1 pseudogene is annotated in these 428 nt (G+C 59.1%); it reads left to right on the forward strand.

From position 1 onward, the window contains the following. Positions 1 to 116 precede the first annotated feature (116 nt). Positions 117 to 428 (forward strand): annotated as a pseudogene (locus EN906_RS36985) (hypothetical protein); the annotation flags it as partial.

Raw genomic sequence — 428 nt, forward strand, 5'->3', positions numbered from 1 at the left:
ATGCGGGTACGCTAAACAAGATGTGTTTCGCCCGATAATGCGAGGCCATCTATGATCGATTCTCGCGGCAATGCCGCAAGAAATCGCCATTCGCTTCGACAAGGAGAATTGATCCGGTGCGGTTGAGATCTGTTTCTCTGGGTGTCGTCGCCAGCCTTCTCGTCGTCATCGCCGTGGCGGTATCGGCCCGATCCTTTGCCGCACCATCTGCCGTTCCAGCCTGGCTGCAGGCTCATGTCGGCGACAGCGACGGCCAGATCTCGCAAATTGTCCTCGAACGAGCCCGCGCGCTTTACCGGAAGAAGGTCGCGCAAGGCGCTGTCAAGAACCCCTGCTACTTCGCCATGGATGCCACACGCCCCAGCGATCTGGGCAATGGCTTGCTCGGCCGTCGCTATTACGTCATCTGCGAGGCCAGCCAGTCGTTT

The organism is Mesorhizobium sp. M7A.F.Ca.CA.004.06.1.1 (assembly GCF_003999135.1).
GTDB lineage: Bacteria > Pseudomonadota > Alphaproteobacteria > Rhizobiales > Rhizobiaceae > Mesorhizobium.